General features: G+C 56.0%; 17 protein-coding genes. 5 read left to right on the top strand and 12 right to left on the bottom strand.

The features are described 5' to 3' along the window. The first annotated feature begins 28 nt into the window (after positions 1–28). Entirely contained in the window at positions 29–460 is a 432-nt protein-coding gene (locus ABVF61_RS25275) for a DUF4864 domain-containing protein (RefSeq protein WP_353996290.1), read from the top strand. Positions 461–474: 14 nt separating this feature from the next. Here ABVF61_RS25275 and tgt read toward each other — a convergent pair whose 3' ends face one another. The 5 genes from tgt to coaD all read right to left on the bottom strand — a co-directional run bounded on the left by tgt (position 475) and on the right by coaD (position 4,497). Then, positions 475–1,626, bottom strand: a complete 1,152-nt coding sequence (gene tgt, locus ABVF61_RS25270; RefSeq protein WP_353996289.1) for a tRNA guanosine(34) transglycosylase Tgt — start codon at positions 1,624–1,626, stop codon at positions 475–477. Beyond that, positions 1,623–2,708, bottom strand: a complete 1,086-nt coding sequence (queA, locus tag ABVF61_RS25265; protein WP_353996288.1) for a tRNA preQ1(34) S-adenosylmethionine ribosyltransferase-isomerase QueA — start codon at positions 2,706–2,708, stop codon at positions 1,623–1,625. Before queA ends, tgt begins: the two co-directional genes overlap by 4 nt. Positions 2,709–2,894: 186 nt before the next feature. Next, entirely contained in the window at positions 2,895–3,368 is a 474-nt protein-coding gene (locus ABVF61_RS25260; protein ID WP_353996287.1) for a peptidylprolyl isomerase, read from the bottom strand. 44 nt (positions 3,369–3,412) lie between these two features. Next, positions 3,413–3,934 (bottom strand): peptidylprolyl isomerase, encoded by a 522-nt coding sequence (locus ABVF61_RS25255; protein WP_353996493.1) that lies wholly within the window; start codon positions 3,932–3,934, stop codon positions 3,413–3,415. Positions 3,935–3,990: 56 nt separating this feature from the next. Continuing rightward, complete coding sequence (gene coaD / locus ABVF61_RS25250) at positions 3,991–4,497, bottom strand: pantetheine-phosphate adenylyltransferase (protein ID WP_353996286.1); 507 nt, start codon at positions 4,495–4,497, stop codon at positions 3,991–3,993. Positions 4,498–4,660: 163 nt separating this feature from the next. On the opposite strand from coaD, the gene ABVF61_RS25245 reads away from it, so the two are divergent. Beyond that, positions 4,661–5,074, top strand: coding sequence for a phosphopantetheine adenylyltransferase (locus ABVF61_RS25245; protein WP_353996285.1), 414 nt, complete (start codon positions 4,661–4,663; stop codon positions 5,072–5,074). Between the two features lie 102 nt (positions 5,075–5,176). On the opposite strand, the gene gyrA is transcribed toward ABVF61_RS25245, so the two are convergent. Beyond that, a complete protein-coding gene (gyrA, locus tag ABVF61_RS25240) occupies positions 5,177–8,008 on the bottom strand; it encodes a DNA gyrase subunit A (RefSeq protein WP_353996284.1) in 2,832 nt (943 codons plus the stop codon). Positions 8,009–8,222: 214 nt separating this feature from the next. On the opposite strand from gyrA, the gene ABVF61_RS25235 reads away from it, so the two are divergent. Next, positions 8,223–8,858 (top strand): MarC family protein, encoded by a 636-nt coding sequence (locus tag ABVF61_RS25235; protein ID WP_353996283.1) that lies wholly within the window; start codon positions 8,223–8,225, stop codon positions 8,856–8,858. Here ABVF61_RS25235 and ABVF61_RS25230 read toward each other — a convergent pair. Beyond that, entirely contained in the window at positions 8,855–9,232 is a 378-nt protein-coding gene (locus ABVF61_RS25230) for a hypothetical protein (RefSeq protein ID WP_353996282.1), read from the bottom strand. The two genes, ABVF61_RS25235 and ABVF61_RS25230, sit on opposite strands and share 4 nt — an antisense overlap. A 163-nt stretch (positions 9,233–9,395) precedes the next feature. On the opposite strand from ABVF61_RS25230, the gene ABVF61_RS25225 reads away from it, so the two are divergent. After that, entirely contained in the window at positions 9,396–9,728 is a 333-nt protein-coding gene (locus ABVF61_RS25225) for a TraR/DksA family transcriptional regulator (protein WP_353996281.1), read from the top strand. Here ABVF61_RS25225 and ABVF61_RS25220 read toward each other — a convergent pair. Both ABVF61_RS25220 and guaA read right to left on the bottom strand, forming a co-directional pair. Further along, positions 9,725–10,273 (bottom strand): hypothetical protein, encoded by a 549-nt coding sequence (locus ABVF61_RS25220; protein WP_353996280.1) that lies wholly within the window; start codon positions 10,271–10,273, stop codon positions 9,725–9,727. The genes ABVF61_RS25225 and ABVF61_RS25220 overlap by 4 nt on opposite strands. A 310-nt stretch (positions 10,274–10,583) precedes the next feature. After that, positions 10,584–12,140, bottom strand: coding sequence for a glutamine-hydrolyzing GMP synthase (guaA, locus tag ABVF61_RS25215; protein WP_353996279.1), 1,557 nt, complete (start codon positions 12,138–12,140; stop codon positions 10,584–10,586). A gap of 263 nt (positions 12,141–12,403) precedes the next feature. Between guaA and ABVF61_RS25210 the strand changes: the two genes are divergently transcribed. Next, complete coding sequence (locus tag ABVF61_RS25210) at positions 12,404–13,615, top strand: tetratricopeptide repeat protein (protein WP_353996278.1); 1,212 nt, start codon at positions 12,404–12,406, stop codon at positions 13,613–13,615. 32 nt (positions 13,616–13,647) lie between these two features. Here the strand turns inward: ABVF61_RS25210 and ABVF61_RS25205 are convergent, their stop codons facing one another. The 3 genes from ABVF61_RS25205 to ABVF61_RS25195 all read right to left on the bottom strand — a co-directional run bounded on the left by ABVF61_RS25205 (position 13,648) and on the right by ABVF61_RS25195 (position 16,995). After that, positions 13,648–14,940: an RsmB/NOP family class I SAM-dependent RNA methyltransferase gene (locus tag ABVF61_RS25205; RefSeq protein ID WP_353996277.1), complete on the bottom strand. Its 1,293-nt coding sequence runs from the start codon at positions 14,938–14,940 to the stop codon at positions 13,648–13,650. 50 nt (positions 14,941–14,990) lie between these two features. Continuing rightward, a complete protein-coding gene (gene guaB / locus ABVF61_RS25200; RefSeq protein WP_353996276.1) occupies positions 14,991–16,493 on the bottom strand; it encodes an IMP dehydrogenase in 1,503 nt (500 codons plus the stop codon). 160 nt (positions 16,494–16,653) lie between these two features. Next, positions 16,654–16,995, bottom strand: a complete 342-nt coding sequence (locus tag ABVF61_RS25195; protein ID WP_353996275.1) for a YunG family protein — start codon at positions 16,993–16,995, stop codon at positions 16,654–16,656. Between the last annotated feature and the right edge of the window lie 8 nt (positions 16,996–17,003).

Below are 17,003 nucleotides of genomic sequence, written 5' to 3'. Positions count from 1 at the left end.
ACATGTTTCAGGAACGGGGGATGCGAGAATGGCGCGATTTCAATTCTGGAAAACACTCGCTGCGGCGGGACTTGCCGGGCTGATGTCCGGTTCGGCTTTCGCTGAAGGCAGCCTGGACAGCGATGCCTTTCAGAACATCATCAAAAACCAGATGAGTGCATTTGCGGCTGGCAACGCCAAGGCCGCCTACTCGTTTGCAACAAATTCTCTTCAGCAGAAGTTCCAGTCGCCTGAAATGTTCATGGAAATGGTCCGCCAAGGATATCAACCTGTCTACAATCCAAAGAGCGTGACCTTCGGACAATCCAAGATGACACAACTCGGACCGACCCAGGAGGTCTACGTCATCGGGCCTAAGGGCCGCAATTGGCTCGCGCTCTACAGTTTCGAACAGCAGGAAGACGGCAGCTGGCGGATATCGGGTTGTTATCTGACCAAATCGGACGGTTTTGCCGCCTAAACCGGCCTGTGTCGTTAGAGCGCGGGGATATCTCCCCGCGCCCAGTTGTCTTTTGTCTCTGCGTAGAAATCCTCGAAACGCCCCTCGTCAATGGCGTCCCGCATGCCCTGCATGAGTTGCTGGTAGTAGGCAATGTTGTTCCACGTTAACAGCATGCCAGCCAAGCCTTCGCCCGTTCGAACCAGGTGGTGCAAGTAGGCGCGACTGTAAGTGTTGGCAGCCGGACAGACGTTTTCTGCATCCAGTGGGCGCGGGTCCTCTTGGTGCCGGGCGTTCTTGAGATTCACTTTCCCGAATTTCGTATACGCCAAACCGTGGCGTCCGGCACGGGTCGGCATAACACAGTCGAACTGGTCGATGCCCCGCTTGACACTTTCCAGCAGATCATCAGGTGTCCCCACGCCCATCAGGTAGCGCGGTTTGTCTACCGGCATCACCGGGGTGGTGATATCAAGCATCTGCAGCATTACGTCCTGGGGTTCACCAACAGCCAGACCGCCGACGGAAAAACCTTCAAACGGCAGTTTCGCAAGTTCTTCGGCGGACCGAATCCTTAGGTCGGGTTGATCGCCTCCCTGAACAATGCCGTAAAGCCCCTGCCCTTTTTTGGGGCCGCCCATGTCTTCAAACTGCTTCCTTGAACGCACGGCCCATCTCAACGACAGTTCCATAGCGCGTTGAACTTCTTCCTTCGGGCTCGGGAGCTTGATGCACTCATCCAGCTGCATCTGGATGTCCGATCCGAGAAGCCCCTGAATTTCAACAGAACGTTCGGGGGTAAGGTTATATTTCTGGCCATCGATATGGCTCTGAAACCGAACGCCGTCCTCGTCGAGCTTGCGCAGTTGTGCCAGCGACATAACCTGAAAGCCGCCACTGTCCGTGAGGATCGTGTGGGGCCAATTCATGAATTTATGCAGGCCACCGAGACGCTGTACGCGTTCAGCGGTCGGTCTGAGCATCAGATGATAGGTATTGCCGAGCACCACATCCGCGCCTGTTTCACGGACCTGACCCGGATACATAGCCTTCACGGTCGCTTGTGTGCCGACCGGCATGAAGGCGGGCGTGCGAACAACCCCGTGTGGTGTTGTGATTTCCCCCCGGCGGGCCTGCCCATCGGTCTTTGTCAGGCGGAAACTGAATGTGTTGTGCGTGTCGGTCATGGGGTTTCTTGTTGTATGGAACCGGCGGGAAACAGCAACGACGAATCCCCGTAGCTGTAAAACCGGTATTTGTTCTCTATTGCGTGTTCGTACGCCGCGCGCATGGTTTCAAGACCTGAAAATGCGGATACGAGCATGAACAGGGTCGACTTTGGAAGATGAAAGTTCGTCATCAGCGCATCGATCGCCCTGAACAGGTAGCCCGGTGTAATGAATATCGAGGTTTCGCCAGAAAAAGCACTTATTTCGCCGCTCTTTTGAGCTGAGCTCTCCAGGATGCGCAGTGAGGTCGTCCCAACGCTCACCACTTTGTTGCCCCGCGCCTTGACCGAAAGCAGTGCCTCAGCCGTTTTTTCAGACACTTCGCCCCATTCTGCGTGCATCTTGTGGTCGTCGGTATCGTCGGCTTTAACCGGCAGGAAGGTTCCCGCTCCCACGTGCAGTGTCACGCGATGCGTTTCAATGCCTCTTTCCGCAAGCGCAGCAAGCAGTTCCGGGGTGAAGTGCAAACCGGCCGTCGGGGCTGCAACGGCCCCATCTTTTTGTGCAAATATCGTCTGGTAGTCCAGCCTGTCCTGCGCATCTTCCGCTCGTTTCTGCGCGATATAGGGCGGCAACGGAATATGGCCGACCGACGCGATTGCAGCATCAAGTTCTGGACCGGATTCATCAAACACCAGGAGAACTTCACCGCCTTCAGATTTTTCCGCAACACGTGCGCTCAGTCGTGCCTGATCGCTTTCGAACACAACCAGATCGGCGACCTTCAGCTTTTTGGCCGGCCGCGCAAAGGCACGCCACCGGTCATGACCGGTCCGCATGTGAAGCGTAACACCGACACCGGCCCGAACACCTTCCCGTGTCCGGTATCCCTCCAGCTGTGCCGGAATAACCTTGGTGTCATTGAAGACCAGAGCATCTCCCGGCTGTAAGAGGCTAGGCAGATCACGAACGCCCTCGTCCTGGAACGTTGGGGTATCATGCGGTCGGACAACCAGCATCCGAGCCGCATCGCGCGGCCGTGCCGGGCGCAGTGCTATCCGATCGTTCGGCAGTTGGAAATCAAACTCTTCGACGCGCATGGCGCTAAATTCAATCCGCTTTGTATCTGGAGATCAGGGTTGAAGACCGTATCCGCGGTCGATGCCCAACTTTACTGAGCGGCTCATAAACAGCGAGCGAAGGACGGTCAACCGCAGTTGTGCCGCTGTCAAACAAAAGCAGCGCGGCACATGCGTCCGCGCTGCAAAAACCTTCAGGATTCGAAATTAGGCAGCGTCAGCTGCAACTTTCAACGAAACGATATTGTCCGGGTCCACAACAGGTTCGCCACGCTTGATCTTGTCGACATTGTCCATGCCTTCAACCACTTCGCCCCAGACAGTGTACTGTCCGTCGAGCCATGGGGCGTCGGTGAAACAGATGAAAAACTGGCTGTCGCCCGAATTCGGGTCCATCGCCCGAGCCATCGAGCACGTCCCGCGAACATGTTTGTAGTCGCTGAACTCCGCTTTCAGTTTTTGTCCGGATCCGCCTGTGCCGGTTCCCTGCGGGCAACCGGTCTGAGCCATGAAACCGTCAATGACACGGTGGAACACAATGCCGTCGTAAAACCCTTCGCGTACCAGTTCTTTGATGCGGGCGACGTGGCCGGGCGCGAGATCCGGCTTCAATTCGATCACGATCGATCCCTGGCTTGTTTCCATGAGAAGAGTGTTCTCGGCATCTTTGATTTCAGCCATGTCTGACTCCTTCGGTCCTTTTGTCGGGGCTTGTCTGTTTTTGATTACTGTGCGTCTTTTGCAACGCGCATCTTGACGATCTTGTCCGGATTGGCAGGCGGCTCGCCGCGCGTGATATTGTCGATATATTGCATCCCGTCAATCACTTCGCCAAAGACGGTGTATTGACCGTTCAGCCAGTCACCATCGGCGAACATGATGAAAAATTGCGAATTGGCGCTGTTCGGGTCTGATGAGCGCGCCATGCCGAGCGTACCGCGCCGGAAAGGCGCTGGCGAAAACTCCTGCGCCAAATCGGGTTCGTTGGACCCGCCGCGGCCCGTGCCTGTCGGGTCTCCGGTCTGCGCCATGAAACCGTCAATGACCCTGTGAAAAATGATTCCGTCGTAAAAACCTTCACTGGCGAGCTTCTTGACGCGTTCAACGTGGTTCGGTGCAAGGTCGGGGCGCAGTTGAATGACAACTCGGCCATCCTTCAGATCGAGGTAGAGCGTGTTGTCGGGATCGTTGCCTTGAGCGCTTGCAACTGCCGGAAGGAAAACCAAGGACGCCATGATGGCGAACATTGCAATTAGTCGTGACACTGGTGACTCCTAAAGTTCAGGTCAGAAAAGGTGAGGTTTCAGCTGTCCGGCCGCGCGCGGCTCCGCAGCGGCTCTGCAACAGGGTTCGGAACAAATGCGGAGATCTCTCCGCCCATCTTCGCGATTTGCCTTACCAAGGTGGCGGTGATGTGGCGCACGTTTGGTGATGCCGGCAGAAACACTGTCCGGATTTCGGGCTCAAGCGTCGAATTCATGCCAGCCATCTGCATTTCATAATCCAGATCGGTTCCATCCCTCAAACCGCGCACCAGATAGGCCGCTCGTTGTTCACGCGCGGTATCGATTACCAGGTTTGAAAAAGAAATCACTTCAATCCGATCCGCCTCGTCAGCGCTGAATTCCGCGCGAGCTGACGCGTGTATGAGCTGAACCCGCTCTTCAAACGAAAATAGAGGAGATTTGCCGGGATGTATGCCAATGGCGACCACGACTTTGTCCGCAAGAGCAAGTGCCTGATGCAAAATGTCGATATGGCCGTTTGTAACGGGATCAAAGGAGCCCGGGTATAGCGCAATGCGTGTCATGGCCATTTCCATACTCCGCCTGCAGGCGCCTCACAAGGAAAACACGGGGCCAATCGGTATTTTTGCAAACACCCGACAATGTGTGACTGCCATCACATAAGTCTTTTCATCAATAGGCCAAGGTGTCTTCATCAGAAACAAGGCGTGAGCAGGAGCCAGAATCATGAGGAGCTACGTTACTTCAAGTTCAACCGCCGGCCAGAAGCCGACGCAACCGTTTGCGTTTCAGGCAAAGGCTTCGGACAGAATGGTCCATCTCAAAATGACTGCGGTATTTGTACTCGCACTTCTGACGATGATTGCAGCTGGCATGATGAGCATGCACCCGAGCAACGCTTCGCAGGCAGAAGATCTGACCAGCCTGGCTACACAGGGTTTGACCGCAACGAAATCCGACCGGATCTCAACGTCAAAGGTTGCCGACAAATGCGATTCTCAGGCATGGGGCGCATGGAGCGAAGACTGTGCAGCATCTCTGACCGGTGCCAACAAGGTCCGCAACGTTTCCTTCGTCACGGTTGAGCAGAAGACGCCGTCCGTCAACGAAACCATTCTCGCAAGATTCCCGACGAACTAACCAAGCTAGTACCTCCAACTTACCTCCCCCCGTAACGGCAAACAGCGGCTCAGGTTCCACCCTGGCCGCTGTTGTCGTTTTAGGCTGTGTCAAACAGCCGGGTCAGCTTTCGGGAGCTTCACCAGAGCCCGTGTCATCCTCATTGTTGCCCGACGTGTCGCCCTGTTCTTCGCTACCTTCGGCGTCGCTGTTTTCTTCACCTGCTTCGCCTTCTTCAGCGAATTCTTCCTCATCCACTTCAGAGATGCCTTCGACGGCAACGACCTTCTCTTCTGCGGCGGTCTTGAAAACGATGACGCCCTGCGTCGCCCGGCCGGCAATACGAATGCCGTCGACAGGACACCGGATCAGCTGTCCACCATCTGTGACCAACATGATCTGGTGACTGTCCTCAACCGGGAAAGATGCAATCAAACCGCCATTGCGCTGATTGACGGCCATCGCCGTAATGCCTTTACCGCCGCGGCCAGTGACGCGGTACTCGAACGAGGACGTCCGTTTTCCATACCCGTTCTCCGACACAGTCAGAATGATCTGCTCCGCAGCGCTCATCTGGGCATATCGTTCCTGGGACAGATCGCCGGCAACAACGCCATCCTCGTCGGCGGCGCCGCCGTTTTCGTCAGCTTCACCGCGCATGGCGCGGGAAAGTTTCAGATAGGCGGCCCGCTCCTCGGCCTCAACGTCGATGTGGTGCAGGATCTGCATGGAGATCACGCGGTCGTCGTCGGAAAGCCGGATACCACGCACACCCACAGAATTTCGTCCCGCAAACACCCGAACGTCTGTCACGGGGAAGCGGATGCATTGTCCGGAATTGGTGGTCAGCATGACATCGTTGTGTTCGGAACAGGTGTCGACGCCGACAATGCCATCGCCCTCTTCCAGTTTCATCGCAATCTTGCCGTTCCGGTTGATGTTGACGAAATCGGAGAGTTTGTTCCGGCGCACCGTGCCGCGAATCGTCGCGAACATGACGTCGAGATTTGCCCAGCTGTCCTCGTCTTCCGGCAAGGGCAGGATGGATGTGATCTGCTCGCCCTGTTCCAGCGGCAGCATGTTGACAAGTGCCTTGCCACGCGATGTCGGTCCGCCCTGCGGCAGACGCCAGACTTTCATTTTGTAGCAAATGCCGCGGGACGAGAAGAACAGCACCGGCGTGTGCGTGTTGGCGACAAAAAGGCGCGTTACGAAATCCTCGTCCTTGGTCGCCATGCCGGCGCGGCCTTTGCCGCCACGGCGCTGTGCCCTGTATGTGGCCAGGGGTACACGCTTGATGTATCCGCCATGGGAGACGGTCACGACCATGTCTTCGCGCTGGATAAGGTCTTCGTCGTCGAAGTCCGCGCCGCCTTCAATGATTTCGGTACGGCGCGGCGTCGCGAACTCTTCCTTGATTTCCAGCATTTCGTTGCGAACGATTTCCTGGATGCGGGCCCGCGAGCGCAGGATTTCGAGAAACTCTGAAATTTCCGCACCGATTTTCTTCAATTCGTCGTCGATCTCGTCACGCCCGAGAGCTGTCAGGCGTTGCAGACGCAGATCCAGGATAGCGCGCGCCTGCTCTTCGGAGAGCTTATAGGTGCCGTCTTCCTGTACCTGATGGCGCGGATCGTCGATCAGACGTATCAAGGGCTCGACGTCATGCGCCGGCCAGTCGCGCTCCATTAATTGGGCCCTGGCGGTGGCCGGGTCCGGCGCGGTCCTGATCAGATGAATGACTTCGTCGATGTTGGCAACCGCAATTCCGAGTCCAACGAGGATATGGGCACGATCGCGCGCCTTCTTGAGAAGGTAACGGGTCCGGCGCTGGACTACTTCTTCCCGGAAGGCAACGAAGGCACGCAACATATCCGAGAGGTTCAATTGCTCCGGCTTGCCGCCGTTAAGAGCAACCATGTTTGCGCCGAACGACGTCTGCAGCTGACTGAAGCGGTACAGCTGGTTCAGGACCACATCGGGGACGGCATCACGCTTCAGCTCGATAACGACCCGCATGCCGGATCGGTCACTCTCGTCCCTGATGTCGGAAATGCCTTCCACCCGCTTGTCACGGACAAGTTCGGCTATTTTCTCGATCATGGTCGACTTGTTGACCTGATACGGGATCTCCGTGACGATCAGCGCGTTACGATCCTTGCGGACTTCTTCAATGTCGACTTTCGCGCGCATCGCGATCGAGCCGCGGCCGGTTTCGTAAGCGTTGCGAATTCCCGCGCGTCCGAGAATAATGCCACCGGTTGGGAAGTCGGGTCCGGGCACGATCTCCATCAATTCCGGGAGCGTCATGGCCGGATTTTCCATGACGGCGATCGCGGCATCGATCACTTCGCCCAGATTGTGCGGCGGAATATTGGTCGCCATTCCCACAGCAATGCCGCCGGCACCATTGACGAGCAGGTTGGGGAACTTCGCCGGCAGTACAACCGGCTCGGTTTCCGAGTTGTCGTAGTTTTCCTGGAAATCGACCGTGTCCTTGTCGATGTCATCCAGCAGCTTGTGGGCGACCTTCTCCAGACGGCACTCGGTATAACGCATGGCCGCGGCGGGATCGCCGTCTATGGAACCGAAATTCCCCTGGCCATCAATCAATGGCAGGCGCAGGGAGAAATTCTGCGCCATGCGTACGAGGGCTTCATAGATCGCGCTGTCACCATGAGGGTGATACTTACCGATGACATCACCGACAACACGCGCCGATTTGCGGTACGGTTTGTTCCACTCGTAGCCGTTTTCATGCATTGAGTAGAGAATGCGCCGGTGAACAGGTTTGAGGCCATCACGGACGTCCGGAAGCGCACGCGACACGATCACGCTCATGGCGTAATCGAGGTAGCTGCGCTTCATTTCGTCGACAATGGAGACCGGTTTGATGTCGGACGGCAAACCATCCGAAGGGGTGCTGTTGTCCTGGTCAGCCAAGGAAGAACTCATTTCTTTGTTATTGCTGGTTCTTTTATATCCGATTCAAAGGTCGCGGCCAAATTTGGGAGGCTTTTCCGTCTAAGTAAAATGTGTTCAATAACAGTGACTTATACAAAGTATTCACAGGGCTTGAAAATCATTTCCGGAAAGCAACTCGAAGTAACCTACAAACCCCTGTAACAAAGCCGAATCCGAGCCTCTCAGATCGCAACGGACACACCAAATGCTGGACTTTTTCATCAATGCGTTTGCAACGCTTTTTGTTACCATTGACCCTGTTGGTCTTGCACCGATGTTCCTTGCAGTCACCGCCGGAATGAGCCAGTCGGACCGGCGAAAAGTAGCCGTTCGAGCAACGCTTACGGCAGCCGGGATTCTTCTGATATTTTATGCGTCCGGACAAACCGTGCTGAACGTCCTGGGAATTTCCGTTTCGGCATTTCGTGTCGCTGGCGGCATATTGCTGTTTTTGATCGCCATAGAAATGGTCTTTGGAAAACGCCAAGAGCGGAAGGCGGAAACAGCAGAGAAGGCCGTTGAATCGCAGGGTCACCACGGCACGGTCAACGAAGTGGCAATTTTCCCTCTGGCGATCCCCCTGATTTCGGGACCAGCAACCATTTCAGCTATTATTCTCCTGTCCAGCCAGGCTCCGGACACGGTTGCCTACGCAGGTCTTGGCGGTGTGATCGCCGTTATCCTCCTGAGCAGTCTCGGAGCGTTTCTTGTGGCGGACAAGCTTGAGAGGCTGCTCGGCGAGACAGCGCAGCTTGTGATCACCCGCTTGCTCGGCGTTCTTCTGGCCGCGCTATCGGTGCAGTTTGTTGCTGACGGTGTACTTTCCTTTGTGCGGGGCTAGCGCGGCAGTTTGAGTTTGAACTCCTGTGGCGAGACGCCGTGAACGCTGTCGCGTGCCCTGATGATCACTTCATCCAGCCCGTCCGGAACGGATACGCCAGAAAGAGAGCGGGTGAAGGGTTGCTCTTCCACGTGGGGGTGTAGAAGCACCCTTTCGCCAAGAAGCTTGCCGTCAGGCGTATAAACCCGCCAAAGGTCGGCATAGTGGTCCCAGCCGGTGTCGCCATGCTTGAGCGTTACAGAAAACGACCAGGTATCGCCCGATTGGCGCGCGGTTGCCTCGACAATTTCGACGTCGCCTGCAAATGAATATGCGCCCATTCCGTTTGCGATCAGCAAGGCACAAGCGACTAAGGGCATCTTCAAAAATTTCATAAACTCAACTCCGATCAACTCGTGCGCAGTTCTCGCAGATGGCAAACGGGCGCGCAAAGTCACGAGTGCGTCATTAACGCAGACACTTTCTCAAACCTGCTCTCAAAAGTAGCTTGCTTGCAAGCGTTCCCGTATTTCTTCATGCTCGAGCCCGGAGGAAAAAATGCCGGTCAACGATGACGCAGTGAGAGAAAAGCTGATCGCGCTCAAGGAGGAACTGGAGTCCTACAGCGAAATTTCCGAGGACGCTCGCGCGACGGTCACGCTCGACCAGCAATCCGTCGGGAGGCTTTCACGAATGGACGCGCTGCAGGGTCAGGCCATGGCACAGGCATCAGAGCGGCAACGGCGTGCGGATATTCAAAAGATTGGCGCGGCGCTCAAACGGCTTGATGAAGGAGACTACGGTTTCTGCGTCGAATGCGGTGAAGACATTGCAGCAAAGCGCCTGGAAGTCGATCCCGCCGCTGCGTATTGCATCCGTTGCGCACGCTAACGCGACGAAGAGACATGATGGCTCAGTGAGCGCAGGAAGCTGTTCACTTCGTTGGTAACGTCCTCAATCGGAAAGTCCCGAAGTCGCTCTTCTGTCCAGGTTCCGGAAGGGTCCACTTTCATCTGAAGATGCGTCAGAGCACGAGCCTCCTGCGCTGCGAGCGTCATTTTACCGGCTGTTTCCAGCAAGAGGAGAAGATCATGAATGCGGCGCATGACCGAAAGGGCGGCGCCCATGGGCTCTTTGAGGGCGGGGTTTTCGCGCCAGTTTGCACCATGAAAGACTTCCTGGGTCACCCTTTGCCCGGCGCCCCGGCAATCGTAAGCGATGCAGCCCTTGAAGCCGAGATCTTCGCGGTCTGCGAAAATACGGCACCTGTCATGGTCGTCGAGGTTCGGACAAACCTCACAAGCGTCTTTGTCGATGGCGAAGGACTCTGAGCGATCAAAAGCAAAGACAACGCAACAAAGCGCTGCGCAGGAAGAGCAATCAGGTGTCAGTAAATCCTGGTCTGGCAACGAAACCCTTTCTGTCGCACCTGCCACTTCGCAAATCCAGTGAACGAAGGCAGATGACGCGTTATGAGTTCAATAGACTTCTTCTCTTATATGATTTTTGCGTTCCTTAAAGTCCCTCGACTCGGAAAGTTCCGCCATGAGCGAGCTGCGTTGTCATCAGTATGATTTCAGCGTCGCGAGGCGTGTACACGCCCCGCCTTCACGAACAGCGTCCGGGCCATGTCGTAGGTTGAGCGCGGTATTTTCATGAATGAGCGTTTGTGACAGTTGGCCAAATCAACGACCTAGTTTTCTTCCTGAAGAGCCGGTGGTTTCTGAAAGTAACCATTCGGAACTCTTACTCCCACTCGATGGTTCCCGGTGGTTTGGAGGTGATGTCGTAGGTTACACGGTTAATGCCCTGCACTTCGTTGATGATCCGCGTTGCCGTCTCCCCCAGGAACTCGTGGCTGAAAGGAAAATAGTCCGCTGTCATGCCGTCAACCGAGTTTACTGCCCTCAGCGCGCACGCATAGTCATAGGTCCGGTAATCGCCCATGACGCCAACGGTACGAACAGGCAGTATTGCAACGAACGCCTGCCAGATCTCGTCATAAAGGCCGTGCTTGCGGATCTGATCGATATAGACCGCATCAGCCTTGCGCAGGATTTCCAGCTTGTCGCGCGTGATTTCCCCCGGGCAGCGGATAGCAAGACCGGGCCCCGGGAACGGGTGACGTCCGATGAAGCTGTCGGGGAGCCCAAGTTCTCTGCCAAGTGCCCTCACCTCGTCCTTGAAGAGCTCGCGCAAGGGCTCCACAAGTTTCAGGCCCATTTTCTCGGGCAGGCCGCCAACGTTGTGGTGGGACTTGATTGTAACGGACGGACCGCCGGAAAAACTGACACTTTCAATGACATCCGGATAGAGCGTGCCCTGGGCCAGAAACTCTGCGCCCTCGATCGTGTTCGCATATTTCTGGAAAACGTCGATAAAGAGCTTCCCGATCGTTTTACGTTTGGTCTCCGGATCCGAAACACCTTCCAGTTCTTTCAGAAAAAGGTCAGCCTCATCCGCGTGGATCAGCGGAATGTTGTAGTTGTCCCTGAACATCGAGACCACTTCGTCGGCTTCGTTCAGCCTGAGCAAACCATGGTCGACAAAGACACATGTCAGCTGGTCTCCGATCGCCTCGTGAATAAGCACTGCGGCAACGGAACTGTCGACACCACCTGACAGACCACAGATAACCTTCTTGTCGCCGACCTGCTCCCTGATCTTTGCAATGGCGTCGTCCCGGTAAGCGCCCATCGTCCAGTCGCCGGTAAACCCGGCCAGGCGGACAAAATTCTCATAGAGTTTCTTGCCATTTGGCGTGTGGTGGACTTCGGGATGAAACTGAACCGCATAGAAATTCCGGTTTGTGTCCGCCGTGATCGCAAATGGAGCGTTCGGAGAAGTGCCATAAACCTCAAAACCAGGCGCAATTTCACTTACGTGATCACCATGGCTCATCCAAACCTGTTCTTTGTCTGATTCAAACCATCCATCCAGCAATGACAGCTTCGTGTCTTTCGGTGTCACGAATGCGCGGCCGAACTCGGCTGTCCCGTGTCCTCTTTCGACCTTGCCGCCAAGACAGTGCATCATCACCTGCTGGCCGTAGCAGATCCCCAGGATAGGTATCTTGAGGTCAAACACCGATGCAGGTGGCATCGGCGCCCCTTCCGCGAATACGGAAGACGGCCCGCCTGAGAAAATAACCGCTCTTGGGTTGAAGGTCTCCAGAAAGGCGTCGGTCACATTCTGGAAGGGATGAATTTCACAGTATACGTTCAATTCGCGCAGGCGACGGGCTATCAGCTGCGTTACCTGCGAACCAAAATCGATGATGAGGAGGCGGTCATGATGGGTCATGGCCAGCTTCTAACCGGTCTAATTTATAATTAGAACCCGAATTCTGCGCAGAAACAGCTGTCTCACAGGATTTTCTGACCGAACACTGTCAGCTTGCATCATTCAGATTGCCGGGAAAGTGCAATCTGCGCCCGAAGACAAGCTGTGTACGGTCCAAATTCCGTTTTGCCCCTGCCGATGTGGTCCTTTAAAGTCGGCGGATTGATTACGTTACACAGCTCGGGATCAGGCGATGGCCGGGTCTTCAACAAGTCGGAAGAGATATGACCGCAACCGCACGTAAAGCGTTTGAAGAAGCGATTGCACTCGAACAATCCGGCGATCTCGACAAAGCGCTGGTGTCTTACCTGCGGGCCCAGGAAATGTCTCCTCAGGACACCGAAATCGCTTACAGAACGGCCACGGCGCTGCTTCAGGCGGGGTATCTGGAAGAAGCGCAATCCCAACTGCGGCGTGTCGTCTTTTCAGAGCCTGAAAATTTGAATGCACGTGCCAGCCTCGGAAACTGCCACCTTCTTTTGGGCGACCTGGAAAATGCTGCGCAGAATTTTCGTGAGGTTCTCGAACTGAAGCCGGAAAACCGGAATGCCCTTTATGGCTACGCCAGTGTTTGCCTGAAACAGGACAATCCAAGAGAAGCCAATGAGGTCGTCAATCGGCTGATCGCGATTTTGCCGGACTCGCCAGCGGTTCTTTCCCTGTTTGCGTCAATACAGGCCAGAAACGGGAACAGCGCGCCTGCCATTGCGGCTTACCGAAAAGCGCTTAAAACGGAACCGAATTCCCTGGACGCGCTTCTGGGATTGTCGGAAGTGCTGTTGCGGCGCAAACGATATGACGAAGTTATTGAACTGACCATCAAGGCGAATGAAATAGCACCTGCCGAGCCTCATGCCCTGGAAATTCTCTCTGATGCGCTGGTTGGAAAAGGTGCCCTGCGAGATGCCTACGAAGCCGCTGAAGCCGCTCTCAAACTTCGTCCCGCGTCACTAACCTGCCTTGTACGCCTCAGTGTTCTCAGCCGCAAGCTGGACGATCAGGTCAGCGCCCTCTCCTTTGCGCTCAAGGCCCACGACATCGACACGAAGGCGCAGGAGCCGCTTAACGCACTCGGAGCCGCGCTTGCCGCACTCAAATACAGCGTTCAGGCGCGCTCGGTTCTAACTGGATTGGCGTCGGGCCTTGGGCTCGATCCAAGTGTCCGCAAGCTTGCTGAAGACATTGTCGCGTCCGCAGCGCAGGCAGATCAGCATTCCGGTGATGACTCAGTTCACGCGCCTGCCCGAGCAGTTGCTGACATGACGAGCGCTCCAAGGGATGCTGAGATAACGGCTGTGCGCGAAACACAAACCGGTAAAGACACAGTCTCACGGAATAAGGCGCCTGACGGGCGTCAATTAGGCCCCGAGACAGCAAGCGGTAAAGACGGACCAGCCCCTAATCTTCTTGGTCTGCAGCGCCGCGACCGAACGTGATTGATTGATCTCACCTGATCCGAACGAGACGTTCAAGACTGCCTTTCGAACATGGATACAAAAAAACCGTCCGTGTTCGATGAAGCTGGTGTCATAAGAATTTCACCGCGTTCAGACACGTATTTCGGCTCACCGCGCCCGGGTAAAACGCTTTTCCAGATGTCGATGACGGACAAGGCCCGGAAATCTTTGTTTTCGTTGAGGAACCAGTCGGCCTGCCGCTGGTTCTCCCGGAGCAAGACCGAGCACGTGACATATACAAGACGCCCACCTGACTTGACATATCTGCTTGCTGCGCGAAGCACATTGCGCTGGTCTTCAATGCGGTCGTTTAACGCTTTTTCGGCGAGGCGCCATTTGGAATCCGGCCGGCGCCGCCAGACGCCGGTTCCAGTACAGGGCGCGTCGATGAACACCAGGTCCATCTGCGCTTCAAGGTCGGCAAGCGTGGAGCTGGCCGGGTCACGCACCTGAATGTTCCGCACACCGGCGCGTTGCAAGCGTTCATGGATCGGCGCGAGCCTCAGCCTGTCAGCATCATATGCGTACAGTTGACCCTTGTTTTGCATGGCGGCTGCGAGCGCGAGCGTCTTGCCGCCCCCGCCTGCGCAATAATCAAGGACCTGTTCTCCAGGTTTTGCCTGCGCCAGAAGCGCCGCCAGCTGGCTGGCCTCGTCTTGCAGTTCGAACCAGCCTTTGCGGTATCCCTCTTCCGCCTGGATGTGCGGCATGCGTGCAAGTCCGGGTTTAGCTTCGATGCGAACGCCATGCGGCGATAGCTTAGTTGCCACCGCACCGGTATGGGCTAGGCGCTTCAGGATCTTCTCCTGGTCCGATTTCAAGGTGTTTGCGCGCAGATCGACCGGTGCCCGGGTCGCAAGCGCGATGCCTTCTGCTTCGGCTTCGTCGCCGAATGCTTCCAGAAATTCAGGCCATAGCCAGTCAGGTACATCGGCCGTCGCAGATGCTGAGAGATCACCGGTTCTTCCGGACGTCAGGCTTGCCGTCTCGACTTCAGACAGAGGTTCCGGTGCGTGGCGGTCCTGCTCAAGCGCCGCGTTCAGCGCTTCGACGCCCTTGTCCCAGGTGAGCGCGTAGGTCGCCAGGACGATCGCGCGCGGCTCTTCGCTTCCCATGTGCGCAGAAAGGGAAGCCTTGTTGCGCAGCGCGTCGAAAACTAGATTACCTATAACCGTGCGGTCTCCGGATCCGGCAAACCGGTGTGAGTTCCCCCAGTCTTTCAAAGCAGCCTGCACCGGACGGTGACGGTTTTCCATTTCTGCCAGGACTTCAATTGCAGCCGCCAGGCGTCCGCCGTCTTTCATATTGATCCTTTGATGTAATCCGCAACAAATGGCCAGATCACGAAAACAGGTTAAACGTTAGAAGGATAATTCGGGCTTTCACGTGTAATCGTGACGTCATGCGCATGGCTTTCGCGCAGGCCGGCGCCGGAAATCTGGACGAAACGGGCCTTTTCCTGAAAGTCCCGAATGTCCCTGCCGCCGACATAGCCCATGGCCGCGCGCAATCCGCCCGCGAGCTGATGCAGCACGCTGCCAAGTGCCCCTTTGTAGGGAACCTGCCCCTCGATACCTTCCGGAACGAGTTTCAGGCTGTCGCGCACCTCGGCCTGAAAATAACGGTCAGCAGACCCGCGCGCCATTGCGCCGACAGATCCCATACCGCGATAGGACTTATAGGACCGTCCCTGATGGAGATAAACTTCGCCGGGGCTTTCCTCGGTTCCGGCAAGCAGCGAGCCAACCATCACAGACCCCGCACCTGCAGCAATCGCCTTGGCAAGGTCGCCTGAATACTTGATACCGCCATCGGCAACGACCGGAACACCCTGTTTCTCAGCCTCGTTGACCGATTCCATGATCGCCGTCAGCTGGGGAACGCCAACACCAGCAACGATGCGTGTCGTGCAGATCGACCCTGGACCGATCCCGACTTTGACCGCATCCGCTCCGGCGTCGATAAGGGCTTTCGTGGCTTCGGAGGTTGCAACATTTCCTGCCAGAACCTGAACCGAATTGGACAGTTTCTTCACCTGGCCAACCATATCCAGAACCTTTTGCGAATGGCCGTGGGCCGTGTCGACGACGACCATATCCACGCCGGCATCAACAAGCCGTTCCGCCCTTGCAAACCCCTCGTCGCCGACGCTGGTCGCCGCTGCGACCCGCAGTCTGCCCTGGGCATCCTTTGACGCGTTCGGATTGAGCTGGGCCTTTTCCATATCCTTGACGGTGATCAGGCCAATGCAATTCTGATCCTTGTCGACAACGAGGAGCTTTTCGATCCGGTTCTGGTGCAGAAGGCGTTTGGCATCCTCCTGGCTGACATTGTCGCTAACGGTGACCAGGTTGTTACTGGTCATCAGTTCCTGGATCTTCTGCTGCGGGTCCGAGGCAAAACGCACATCGCGGTTGGTCAGGATGCCGACAAGTTTGCCGGTAATTTGTCCACCGGTGCCGCCATTGTCGACAACAGGCACACCGGAGATACCGAATTGCTTCATCAGATCCAACGCATTCTGCAAGGTCGCATCCGGACCAATAACGAGCGGATTGACGACCATCCCGGATTCGAACTTCTTGACCATCCGGACTTCTTCGGCCTGCCTGTCCAGTGTCAGATTGCGGTGGACCACGCCGATACCACCGGCCTGTGCCATGGCAATGGCGAGCCGCCCTTCGGTGACCGTATCCATGGCGGAGGAAAGAATGGGAATATTGAGTTCCAGTTCCCGTGTGACCTTGGTTTTCAGGTCGACATCACCTGGCATGACTTCAGAATGACCGGGAATCAGGAGCACATCGTCGAATGTCAGAGCTTGTTGCCCGGTCGACGGGACAAAGAAAGATGCCATGGCCAATTCCCCTTTTAAAATAACAAAAGACGCAGGCTCGAATTCGAAGTCTGCGTGTGACGAGTCGCTTCGGCTTTGCCGGAGAAGTTGGCGCGGGTCAATAACACGCAGGTGACAGAATGCAAAGGGAAATCAGAGCAAAAACCCGTTTCCTGCGATGTCACTGTTCAAGGAACCGGACGACCGCGTTGTGCAGATAATTGTATTGACTGGCATTTGTGTCGCCGAATGCCTCTTCCCGGTCAGAGGGAATGTCGTCATAGGCGATCGGTTCATTGAACTGGCTGTCGGTAAAGTCGTAGCGAACGCCGTCAAGCCGATTGTAGAAATGCCAGATATCGCCGTATCTGGTTTTCAGAACCTCTGCCCCCAGAACGTCGTTGGCCACCATCGCTGTAACGCCGCATTGCCCGGCCGCTGGCGTCTTCGGCGTCCAAAGCGTGCTGGACTCCAAACTCCATGAATTGAGCAATGCCGTTTCGAACTCGGAGATTGTGGTCATACGAATCT

This window comes from Roseibium sp. HPY-6 (genome assembly GCF_040530035.1).
Classification (GTDB): Bacteria; Pseudomonadota; Alphaproteobacteria; order Rhizobiales; family Stappiaceae; genus Roseibium.
Note: the sequence above shows the minus strand (reverse complement) of the source record. Positions and strands in the feature narration are given on the sequence as shown.

Coding starts and splice junctions, on each gene's coding strand:
- ABVF61_RS25195 (WP_353996275.1), bottom strand. CDS start 16,995: ATGACCACAATCTCCGAGTTCGAAACGGCATTGCTCAATTCATGGAGT.
- ABVF61_RS25275 (WP_353996290.1), top strand. CDS start 29: ATGGCGCGATTTCAATTCTGGAAAACACTCGCTGCGGCGGGACTTGCC.
- ABVF61_RS25235 (WP_353996283.1), top strand. CDS start 8,223: ATGCTGGACTTTTTCATCAATGCGTTTGCAACGCTTTTTGTTACCATT.
- ABVF61_RS25255 (WP_353996493.1), bottom strand. CDS start 3,934: ATGTTCGCCATCATGGCGTCCTTGGTTTTCCTTCCGGCAGTTGCAAGC.
- ABVF61_RS25260 (WP_353996287.1), bottom strand. CDS start 3,368: ATGGCTGAAATCAAAGATGCCGAGAACACTCTTCTCATGGAAACAAGC.
- coaD (WP_353996286.1), bottom strand. CDS start 4,497: ATGACACGCATTGCGCTATACCCGGGCTCCTTTGATCCCGTTACAAAC.
- ABVF61_RS25225 (WP_353996281.1), top strand. CDS start 9,396: ATGCCGGTCAACGATGACGCAGTGAGAGAAAAGCTGATCGCGCTCAAG.
- ABVF61_RS25230 (WP_353996282.1), bottom strand. CDS start 9,232: ATGAAATTTTTGAAGATGCCCTTAGTCGCTTGTGCCTTGCTGATCGCA.
- tgt (WP_353996289.1), bottom strand. CDS start 1,626: ATGACCGACACGCACAACACATTCAGTTTCCGCCTGACAAAGACCGAT.
- ABVF61_RS25245 (WP_353996285.1), top strand. CDS start 4,661: ATGAGGAGCTACGTTACTTCAAGTTCAACCGCCGGCCAGAAGCCGACG.
- ABVF61_RS25205 (WP_353996277.1), bottom strand. CDS start 14,940: ATGAAAGACGGCGGACGCCTGGCGGCTGCAATTGAAGTCCTGGCAGAA.
- guaA (WP_353996279.1), bottom strand. CDS start 12,140: ATGACCCATCATGACCGCCTCCTCATCATCGATTTTGGTTCGCAGGTA.
- ABVF61_RS25210 (WP_353996278.1), top strand. CDS start 12,404: ATGACCGCAACCGCACGTAAAGCGTTTGAAGAAGCGATTGCACTCGAA.
- guaB (WP_353996276.1), bottom strand. CDS start 16,493: ATGGCATCTTTCTTTGTCCCGTCGACCGGGCAACAAGCTCTGACATTC.
- gyrA (WP_353996284.1), bottom strand. CDS start 8,008: ATGAGTTCTTCCTTGGCTGACCAGGACAACAGCACCCCTTCGGATGGT.
- queA (WP_353996288.1), bottom strand. CDS start 2,708: ATGCGCGTCGAAGAGTTTGATTTCCAACTGCCGAACGATCGGATAGCA.